This is a genomic window from Deferrisoma palaeochoriense (assembly GCF_054656955.1).
This window is the reverse complement of the sequence record NZ_BAAHXI010000094.1, coordinates 1-9,537: the sequence shown is the minus strand read 5'-3', so window position 1 is coordinate 9,537 and position 9,537 is coordinate 1. Positions and strand designations below refer to the sequence as shown.

At 67.5% G+C, this 9,537-nt stretch carries 11 protein-coding genes; all 11 read left to right on the top strand.

The window, feature by feature from the left end; translation table 11 throughout:
* On the top strand, positions 1-397 hold a 397-nt coding region (locus ACYQ8L_RS17290), incomplete at its 5' end, for an aldehyde ferredoxin oxidoreductase C-terminal domain-containing protein (RefSeq protein ID WP_459943067.1).
* Positions 398-555: 158 nt separating this feature from the next.
* Positions 556-1,098 carry a 4Fe-4S binding protein gene (locus ACYQ8L_RS17285; protein ID WP_459943066.1) on the top strand — a complete coding sequence of 181 codons (543 nt, stop codon included), beginning with the start codon at positions 556-558 and terminating at the stop codon, positions 1,096-1,098.
* 286 nt (positions 1,099-1,384) lie between these two features.
* On the top strand, positions 1,385-2,536 hold the full coding sequence (locus ACYQ8L_RS17280) for a (Fe-S)-binding protein (RefSeq protein WP_459943065.1): 1,152 nt from the start codon (positions 1,385-1,387) through the stop codon (positions 2,534-2,536).
* Between the two features lie 147 nt (positions 2,537-2,683).
* Positions 2,684-3,511 (top strand): hydrogenase iron-sulfur subunit, encoded by an 828-nt coding sequence (locus ACYQ8L_RS17275; protein ID WP_459943064.1) that lies wholly within the window; start codon positions 2,684-2,686, stop codon positions 3,509-3,511.
* Positions 3,512-3,614: 103 nt separating this feature from the next.
* Complete coding sequence (locus ACYQ8L_RS17270; protein WP_459943063.1) at positions 3,615-4,808, top strand: thiolase family protein; 1,194 nt, start codon at positions 3,615-3,617, stop codon at positions 4,806-4,808.
* Between the two features lie 26 nt (positions 4,809-4,834).
* Positions 4,835-5,581: an SDR family NAD(P)-dependent oxidoreductase gene (locus ACYQ8L_RS17265; protein WP_459943062.1), complete on the top strand. Its 747-nt coding sequence runs from the start codon at positions 4,835-4,837 to the stop codon at positions 5,579-5,581.
* Between the two features lie 83 nt (positions 5,582-5,664).
* Positions 5,665-6,441 (top strand): enoyl-CoA hydratase/isomerase family protein, encoded by a 777-nt coding sequence (locus ACYQ8L_RS17260; RefSeq protein ID WP_459943061.1) that lies wholly within the window; start codon positions 5,665-5,667, stop codon positions 6,439-6,441.
* A 30-nt stretch (positions 6,442-6,471) separates the two neighbouring features.
* Entirely contained in the window at positions 6,472-7,293 is an 822-nt protein-coding gene (locus ACYQ8L_RS17255; RefSeq protein ID WP_459943060.1) for an amidohydrolase family protein, read from the top strand.
* The gene (locus tag ACYQ8L_RS17250; protein ID WP_459943059.1) at positions 7,290-7,877 is read left to right on the top strand and encodes a cysteine hydrolase family protein; all 588 of its coding nucleotides are present in this window, start codon (positions 7,290-7,292) and stop codon (positions 7,875-7,877) included. Before ACYQ8L_RS17255 ends, ACYQ8L_RS17250 begins: the two co-directional genes overlap by 4 nt.
* Before the next feature lie 26 nt (positions 7,878-7,903).
* Positions 7,904-8,995, top strand: a complete 1,092-nt coding sequence (gene had / locus ACYQ8L_RS17245; RefSeq protein WP_459943058.1) for a 6-hydroxycyclohex-1-ene-1-carbonyl-CoA dehydrogenase — start codon at positions 7,904-7,906, stop codon at positions 8,993-8,995.
* A 116-nt stretch (positions 8,996-9,111) separates the two neighbouring features.
* Positions 9,112-9,537 (top strand): enoyl-CoA hydratase-related protein (locus ACYQ8L_RS17240; protein ID WP_459943057.1); only part of this gene is annotated, 426 nt, incomplete at its 3' end.

Sequence of the window (9,537 nt, the reverse complement as noted above, 5' to 3'; positions counted from 1 at the left end):
CTCCTCGTTCCGGGGGCAGTTCGGGGGCCAGCCGCCGTACCACATCTTCAACCTGCCCACGTTCATCCGGGCGGCGGCCGGGATCGAGCTAACGCCCCACGAACTGTGGAACCTGGGGCGGCGGAACCGCAACCTGGTGCGGGCGATCAATGTGCGCCGGGGGCTGCGGCGCAAGGACGAGCGGCCCCCCGAGGACCACTGGCAGATCCGGGACCCGGAGAAGGAGCAGAAGGTCCTGAGCGACTACTACACGTTCAAGGGCTGGACCCAGGACGGGATCCCGACGATCGGCACCCTGGAGAAGCTGGGCCTGGCGGACGTGGCCGAGGACCTGGTGCGGCGGGGGATCCTGTCGGAGAACGACCGAGAGCCGGTGTTCCAGGACATCACGGTCTGACCCGGGGCCGGGTTCTGCCCCGCGTGTCCCGCTCCCGCGGCGCCGGGAGCCTTGGAACCACGAGGGAGGTCTCATAACAAGACGTCCGGGGGCAGAGAAGGCGTTGGGCCTTCCGGTCTTCTCGCCTCCTAACTTCGCAGCCTCACTCGGAGTCGGCCATGAAGGAAAAACGAATCATCAAGACGATCAGGGTGAACCCGGACAAATGCATCGGGTGCCGGGCCTGTGAGCTGGCATGCTCCGCGTTCCACGCCAAGCCCCGGTATTCCAGCGGCAACCCGGCCCGGTCGCGGATCCGGGTGGTGTTCGACGAGATCAACGACATCTACTTCCCCATTCGGTCCGTGGTCTACACCCCGGCCGAGTGCGCCGGGCGCCACGCCTACGAACTCCAGGGCAAGCAGTACCCGGAGTGCGCGTTCTGCGGGAACATCTGCCCGTCGCGCGACTACTTCTACGAGCCGGACTCACGACTGCCCCTGAAATGCGACATGTGCGAAACCACCCCTCCCCTGGACGAGCCCGTGTGCGTGGCGGTGTGCCGGGTGGACGCGCTCGTATACGAGGAGCGCGAGGAGGAGGTGGAGGTGCCCGAAACCGTCCCCGACGAACTCGAGGTGGGGGTTGAGGCGCTGGCCAGCGAATACGGGATCGACAAACTCCTCGACGCCGTGGCCCGGCTCACCCAGAAGGGCGACTAGTGGTCCGTCTCTCAAAAAATATGCACTTGCGGTGGCGGGGCTGGGGGTTTCGACGAAGCGTGACGGCCGAGCAGATTGGGTCGCCCGGCGCAAGGGGAGCGGCCGCGGCGCGTGCCCTCACGCGCCGCAGCGGACCGCGCCGAGGCGACCCCTGCGAGGCCGTACAGCGAAGGAGGGGCCCCCAGCCCCACCTCGTGGGAAAACCATGGGATTTCGGGAACGCGTCACTAGGCGACCCGCCGGCCACTGAAGGCGGGCCACCACGCCGCGACCGAAGGACGGGATCATGGAAAACGTAGCTGATTACAAGGAAATTCGCGATCTCATCCGCTCCGAAGGGGGCGAGCCGTTCCAGTACTGCTTCCAGTGCGGCCTGTGCGACGTGGTGTGCCCCTGGAATCAGGTGCGCCGATTCAGCATGCGAAAGATCGTGCGCCAGGCCGCGTTCGGGATGACCGAGATCGAAAACGAGGAGATCTGGCGGTGCACCACCTGTGGCCGCTGTCCCCAGCGCTGCCCGCGGGACGTCCGTCAGATCGACTCCGGGGTGGTGCTGCGCAAGATCGCCACAGAGTACGGGGTATTTCCGGCCAATGTGCGGCCGGTGCGGGGCGTCAGCGGCAACCTGAGCACCACCGGGAACCCCTTCGGCGAAGCGCGGGAGGAACGCGGGGCCTGGGCCAAAGAGGCGGGGGTGCCCCTGTTCGAGGAGGGCATGGAAGTCCTCTACTTCACCGGATGCTACTACTCGTACGACAAGCGGCTTCGGCGGGTGGCCGCGGCCACGGCGAAACTCCTCCAGCGGGCCGGGGTGTCGTTCGGCATCCTGGGGGAGGCCGAGAGCTGCTGTGGCGAGAGTATTCGTAAGGCGGGCGACGAAGAGGTGTTCCGGAAACTTGCCCGCGAAAACATCAAGGCGTTCATCGACCGGGGGGTGAGGCGCGTCGTCGTGAACTCGCCCCACTGTTACCACACCTTCAAGAACGAATACCCCGAGTTCATGGTGCGGTTCGAGGTGGTGCACATCAGCGAGTTCCTGCTGGACCTGGTCCGCCAGGGGCGGCTCGAGATCCCCGGCCGGTACGGCCGCCGGGTCACCTACCACGACCCGTGCTACCTGGGCCGGCACAACGGGGTGTACGACGCGCCGCGGGAGCTTCTGGCCGAGGTGGCCGGCGCCGAACTCGTGGAGATGGCCGAGAACCGGGTCGACAGCCTGTGCTGCGGGGGGGGCGGCGCCCGGATCTGGATGGACACGCCGAAGGCGGAGCGGTTCTCCGAGCTCCGGGTGCGCCAGGCCCTGGACGTGGGGGCCGAGGTGCTCGTTACCGCCTGCCCCTACTGCATCGCCAACTTCGAGGACAGCCGCCTGGGGCTCGGCGAGGACGCCACCCTGGAGGTGAAGGACGTGGTGGAGATTTTGGCCGAATCTCTGTGATCCCTTTCCGCCCGACCACCCAACGGCGCTTCGGTACCCGGGCGGGAACGGCACGGGAGAAATCCGCCGTTTCCCCCTACGGTGGGGTTTTGGCAGCAGATCCGAGGGTTGCAGATCGTCGGTAAACACGCGAACGGAGGATCCCCCATGCAGTTCAAGCCCAAGCTGATCGGTTTCGTCTGCAACTGGTGAGCGTACGGGTCTGCGGACCTGGCGGGCGTGTCCCGTCTCCAATACGCCACCGATATCAAGCTCATCCGGGTCATGTGCTCGGGCCGGGTGGACATGTCGTTCGTGCTACGGGCGTTCCGAAACGGCGCGGACGGCGTGTTCATCGGCGGGTGCTACCTGGGCGAGTGCCATTACATTACCCACGGCAACTTCTACGCCCTGAACATGGTGGAGCTCACCAAGGGGGTGCTCGAACACGTGGGGGTGAACCCCGCCCGGGTGCGGTTCGAGGAACTCTCATCGGGCGAGGGCACCCGGTTCGCCGAACTCATGAACCAGTTCAGCCGGGAGATCCGCGCCCTGGGCCCCCTGGGCGAGGGCGAGGGGCTCGACCCGGCCGAGGTGAAGGAGCAAATCGGCCGACTGGACAAGCTCGTCCCGTACCTCAAGCTCGCGGCCCGGGACAAACTCACCCAGAAAATCAAAGACAAAGCGGCCGTGGAGCGGCTCTTCCCCCGGGACGAGGTGGAGCGACTCTTGGCCGAGGTCCCCAGCTACTACATCAACCCCGAGAAGTGCCGGGCCTGCATGACCTGCGCCCGGCGCTGCCCGGTGGACGCCATCGCGGGCGGGAAGGGCCTGGTGCACGTGATCGACCAGGAGGTGTGCATCAAGTGCGGCACCTGCCTCGAGGCCTGCCCGCCCCGGTTCGGGGCCGTGGAGAAGGTGGTGGGCGGCCCGCCGCCCCCCGACCTTCCCTCCGAGCCCATCCCGATCCAGGCCAAGGAGAAGGCCACCGCATGATCCCGGCCCGCGGACGGAGCCCTGGGCTCCCCGCGGGCCGTTTCGCCGGACGACCGATCGTTCACCCGGCACCCCGTGGTGCCCCCGAAGGGAGGAAGAGACCATGCGAAAGCTGAGCGACATCGTGTTCGTGAGCGCCGTGCGGACCCCCATGGGCCGGTTCGGCGGCACCCTGAAGGACATGAAGGTGTACGACCTGGCCTCGTTTCCGATCCGGGAGGCGCTCCGGCGGGCCAACGTGTCGGGCGACGAGGTGGACGACGCCATCATCGGGTCGTGCCGCCAGGCCGGAAACCACGTGAACCCGGCCCGCACGGCGGCCCTCAAGGGCGGGGTGGGCCAGCACGTACCGGGGGTCACCATCAACAAGGCGTGCCCCGCCGGCATGAAGGCGGTGAGCCTCGCCACCCAGCTCATCCAGGTGGGCCAGGCCGACGTCGTGCTCTGCGGCGGCATGGAGAGCATGTCCACGATCCCCCACCTCATCAAGGGTTACCGGTGGAAAGGGTTCCGGATGGGGCCGGTGACCATCGAGGACGGCTGGACCGACTCCCACGACCCCATCGCCGACCTCTCCATGGGGCTCACGGCGGAGAACCTGGTGGAGAAGTACGGCATCAGCCGCCGGGAGATGGACGAGTTCGCGGCCGACAGCCACCGGAAGGCCGCCGAGGCCCAGAAGAACGGATGGTTCGACGAGGAGATCGTCCCCGTCACGGTGCCGGGGGACCGCAAGAACCCGGACATCGTGTTCGACAAGGACGAGTCCATCCGCTACGAGGTCAGCGTGGAGCAGATGGCCAAGCTCCCGCCGGCCTTCAAGAAGGACGGTTCGGTCACGGCCGGCAACTCCTGCGGCCTCACCGACGGGGCCGCGTTCCTGGTGGCCATGACCCGGGAGAAGGCCCAGGAGAAGGGCCTCCAGCCCCTCTTCTCCGTGGTGGAGTACACCCAGACCGCGGTGGACGGCCGGTACATGGGCGAGGGGCCGGGCGTCGCCATCCCCCGGGCCCTGGAGCGGGCCGGCATGACCCTGGACGACATGGACCTCATCGAGGTGAACGAGGCCTTCGCCGCCCAGGTGATCGCCAACGAGCGTATGCTCAACTGGGACCGGTCAAAACTCAACGTGCACGGCGGAGCCATCGCCCTGGGCCACCCCACCGGCTGCTCGGGGGCCCGGATCCTGGTGACGCTTTACTACGCGCTCAAGCGCCTCGACAAGGAGCTCGGCGTGGCCGGCATCTGCGGCGGCGGGGGCTCCACGATGGCCATGATCATTCGTCGGGAATCGTAATTCTGAGGGGAAAGGAGGACGCTGCGATGGTGGACCTGACCGGAAAGGTGGCGATCGTCACCGGCGGCACCCGGGGCATCGGGGCCGAGATCGTGCGCCAACTGGGGCGCTGCGGGGCCGACGTGGCCCTGAACTACCGAAAGAGCGCCGAAGAGGCGGAAAAGATGGTCCGGGAGCTCGAGGCCATGGGCCGACGCGGGCTCGCCGTGCAGGCCGACGTGGCCAGCTTCGCCGACGCCCAGGCCATGGTGGACAAGGTGGTGGCCGAGCTCGGCGGGCTTCACATCCTGGTCACCAACGCCGGCATGAACTGGGACGGGGTGCTCTGGAAGATGACCGAGGAGCAGTTCGACCGGGTGATCGAGGTGGACCTCAAGGGCACCTGGAACTACCTGCGGGCCGCGGCCCCGATCTTCCGGGAGCAGCAGTACGGCCGGTTCATCTCAATCACCTCGATCAACGGCCTCCGGGGCAAGTTCGGCCAGACCAACTACTCGGCGGCCAAGGCCGGGGTGATCGGCCTCACCAAGGCTGCGGCCAAGGACCTCGGGAAATACGGCGTGACCTGCAACTCGGTGGCCCCCGGGTTCATCCTGACCGAGATGGGCGAGAGCATGCCCCCCGAGTTCCGGGAGGCCGCGATCAACGAGTCCGCGGTGAAGCGGGCCGGAAAGCCCGAGGACGTGGCCTGGCTCGTGGCGTTCCTCGCCTCGGAATGCGGCCGCCACATCACCGGCGAAGTGATCAAGGTGGACGGGGGACAGTACATTTAGGCTGGAACGCTGGGAGGCTGGGAGGCTGGAAAGCAAAGGCCTTCGCGGCGCTTCGCCGCCAGCCCCTGCACGGGAGGAAGACCATGAGTGACTACAAGTTCATCAAGACCTGGGACGCCGACGGGGCCGCGTGGGTCTCGATCAATCGGCCTCCGTACAACGTGCTCGATATCCCCACCATGGAGGAGCTCAACGACGCCCTGGCGAAGGTGAAGGCCCGGGAGCTCGAGGTGCGGGCCCTCGTGGTCACGGCCGAGGGGGACAAGGCGTTCTCCGCCGGGGTGGACGTGGCCGACCACACCCCCGACAAGGTGGAGCGCATGATCGAGGTGTTCCACGAGATCTTCCACCACCTCGACGCCCTCGAGATCCCGACGGTGGCGGCCGTGAAGGGCGCCGCCCTGGGGGGCGGATGCGAGCTTGCGATTTTCTGCGACATGATCGTGGCGGCCGAGAACCTCAAGATCGGCCAGCCCGAGGTGAAGGTGGGGGTGTTCCCGCCCCTCGCGGCCGTGGTGCTGCCCCGGCTCATCCCCGAAAAACGCGCCTTCGAGCTCATCGTGGGCGGCGAGACCATCCGGGCCCAGGAGGCCCTCGCGCTGGGGCTCGTGAACAAGGTGGTGCCTTTGGAGTCGTTCGACGAGGAGTTCGGGAAGTTCCTGCGGGTGTTCACGACGCTCTCGGGGCCCGTGCTCCGGGCCACCAAGAAGGCGATCCGTACGGCCAAGGGGCTTCCGTTCGCCGACGCGCTCTCCAAGGTGGAGCACGTCTACCTCCACGACCTCATGACCACCGAGGACGCGAAGGAGGGGCTCCAGGCGTTCCTGGAGAAGCGCCGGCCCGAGTGGAAGCACCGGTAACCGCTTCCCTGGGGATCTCCCGGTCCGGCCATGGTCATCGATTTCCACGTGCACTTGGCGGCCCGGGAGCACCTGGAGCCGCCCGCCCGGGCGTTCTGCGACAGCTTCTGGGGCGAGCGGGGCGACTGGGACGCCCTGCTCGCACCGGAGCGGTTCGACCGGTACCTGGCCGCCGAGGGCGTGGACTACGCCGTGGGACTGCCGGAGGTGAGCCCCGGGGTCACCGGGGTCACCACCAACGAGTACGTGCTCGAGCGGTTCGGCGGGTGCCGCCGGCTGATCCTGTTCGCCAACGTGAACCCCTGGGTGACCCGGCGGCTCGACCGGGAGGTCCGCCGGCTGGCGGACCTCGGGTTCCGGGGGCTCAAGCTCTACCCGACGTACCAGCACTTCTACCCCAACGCCCGGGAGCTCTACCCGCTCTACGGCGCGTGCCAGGAGCTCGGCTGGCCCGTGATGGTCCACACCGGCTCCAGCGTGTTCCGGGGCGCCAAGCTGAAATACGGCGACCCCCTGCATCTGGACGAGGTGGCCGTGGATTTCCCGGAGCTCACGCTCCTCATGGTCCACGGGGGCCGCGGGTTCTGGTACGACCGGGCCGAGTTCCTGGCGGGGCTCCACCCGAACCTCTACCTGGAGATCTCGGGGCTCCCGCCCCAGAAGCTCCTCAGCTACTTCCCGGGGCTCGAACGGATCCACCGCAAGGTGGTGTTCGGCTCCGACTGGCCGGGAAATCCCGGCATCCGTGCCAACGTGGAGGCGATCCGGCAACTGCCCCTTTCGGAGGCGGCCAAAGAGGCGATCCTGGGCGGGAACGCCGCCCGGATCCTCGGATTGGAGGAGACCCCGTGACCCCGGCCCTGGTGGTGGTGGACATGCTGGTGGACAACCTGAAGTCCGGGGAGCACACCGCCATCGAGCGGGAGGGCATGGCGATCGTGCCCGCCATCCGGCGGGCCGCAGCGGCGGTCCGGCGGCGGGGGTTCCCGGTGATCTACGCCAACGACTCGTTCCTGCCCGGCGATTTCCTGTTCGGGGGCCGGATGAAGCCCCACGCGATCCGGGGCACCCCGGGGGCCGAGGTGGTGCCCGAGCTGGAGCCGGCGCCGGGGGACATCCACCTTCCGAAGCGCCGGTTCAGCGCCTTCTACAAGACCGACCTGGACCAAACCCTGCGGCTCCTCGGGGTGAACACCGTGGCCGTGGCCGGGATCACGACCCCCTATTGCGTGCTCGCCACGGCGCTCGACGCCCTGGCCCACGACTTTCGGGCCGTGATCCTCGAGGACGCCACGGCCGCCCACAAACCCGAGGTCCACGAGGCCTGTCTTTCGCTCTACCGCAAGAGCCCCCTGTGGCCCCTGTTCCGGGTGGAAACCGTGGAGGCGTTCCTCCGCCACCTGGGGGGCGGGGGGGATGCGCCGTCCGGTTCGTGAACCCCATTCCTTGAAGGAGGAGAGCCATGAGCGTTCCCGACAAGATCCTGGCCTGGCAGATGACCAAGCCCTCGGACCCCAAGACCGGGGAACCCGGCGTGCTGGAGAGGGTGGAGCTCCCGGTGCCCGAACTGGGCGAGGGGGAGGTGCTGGTGGAGGTGGCCGGCTGCGGGGTGTGCCACACCGACCTCTCGTACTTCTACCTGGGCGTGCCCACCGTGAACCCGCCGCCCCTCGTGCTAGGCCACGAGATCGCCGGCACGGTGGTGGCCGGGCCCTCGGACTGGGTGGGCAAGGAGGTCCTGATCCCCGCGGTCATGCCCTGCGGCGAGTGCGACATCTGCAAGAGCGGCCGGGAAAACCGGTGCCTGGCCCAGAAGATGCCCGGCAACAGCCTGGGCATCTACGGCGGGTACGCGAGCCACATCCCCGTTCCCTACCGGGACCTGTGCGTGATCGACAAACGGGACAAGCCGCTTTCGCACTACTCGGTGATCGCCGACGCCGTGACCACCCCTTACCAGGCCGCGGTGCGGGGCGACCTCAAGCCCGGCGACCGGGTCATCGTGATCGGGTGCGGCGGGGGCGTGGGCATCTACATGACCCAGATGGCCAAGGCCTTCGGCGCCGCGTTCGTGATCGGGGTGGACATCGACGACGCGAAGCTCGAGAAGGCCCGCCAGTACGGGGCCGACGCCACCATCAACCCCCGGGACAAGGGCCCCAAGGACGTGGCGGCCGAGTTTAAGCAGATCGCCAAACAAAACGGCCTGCCCCACAACTGGGGCTGGAAGATCTTCGAGGTCTCCGGCACGAAGCCGGGCCAAGAACTGGGGCTTTCGCTCCTTTCGTTCGTGGGCAGGATGGTGGTGGTGGGCTACACCCCGGCCAAGGTGGAGTACATGCTCTCGCGGCTCATGGCCTTCGACGCCGAGATCGTGGGCACCTGGGGCTGCCCGCCCAAGCATTATCCGAGCGTGCTCAAGCTGGTGCAGGAGGGCAAGATCCAGGTGGAGCCGTTCATCGAGACCCGGCCCATGAGCCAGATCCAAGAGGTGTTCGAGGCCGCCCACCACGGCAAGCTGGAAAAACGGGTGATCTTGGAGCCGGATTTTTAGGCTGGAAGGCTAGGAAGCGGGGAACACCGGGAACCCTCTAGGTGCGCCCGGCACCTCGCCTCCCGACCGCAGACTGTAGACCGTAGACCGTAGACCGCATCAAAAGGAGGAACCGTATGAGTCTCGACTGGCTGCCCCGCGACAACGAACTCAAGGACCACCGGCTGTTCAAGGGCGAGTACTGGGGCACCGAGCCCCCCTGCACCGTCTACGAGAAAAAGCCCCTCGTCGATCCCGACGGCAACGTGGTGCCCGACCTCTATGTGGCCTGGATCACCCTGAACAACCCCAAGCAGTACAACTCCTACACCACCGAGATGGTCAAGGGCGTGATCGCCGGGTTCAAGGCCGCCTCGGGCGACCGCTCGGTCGTGGCCGTGGTGTTCACCGGCGCCGGCGACAAGGCCTTCTGCACCGGCGGCAACACCGTGGAGTACTCCCAGTACTACTCCCGCCGGCCCAACGAGTACGGCGAGTACATGGATCTCTTTAACCTCATGGTGGACTCCATCCTCGACTGCAAGAAGCCCGTGATCTGCCGG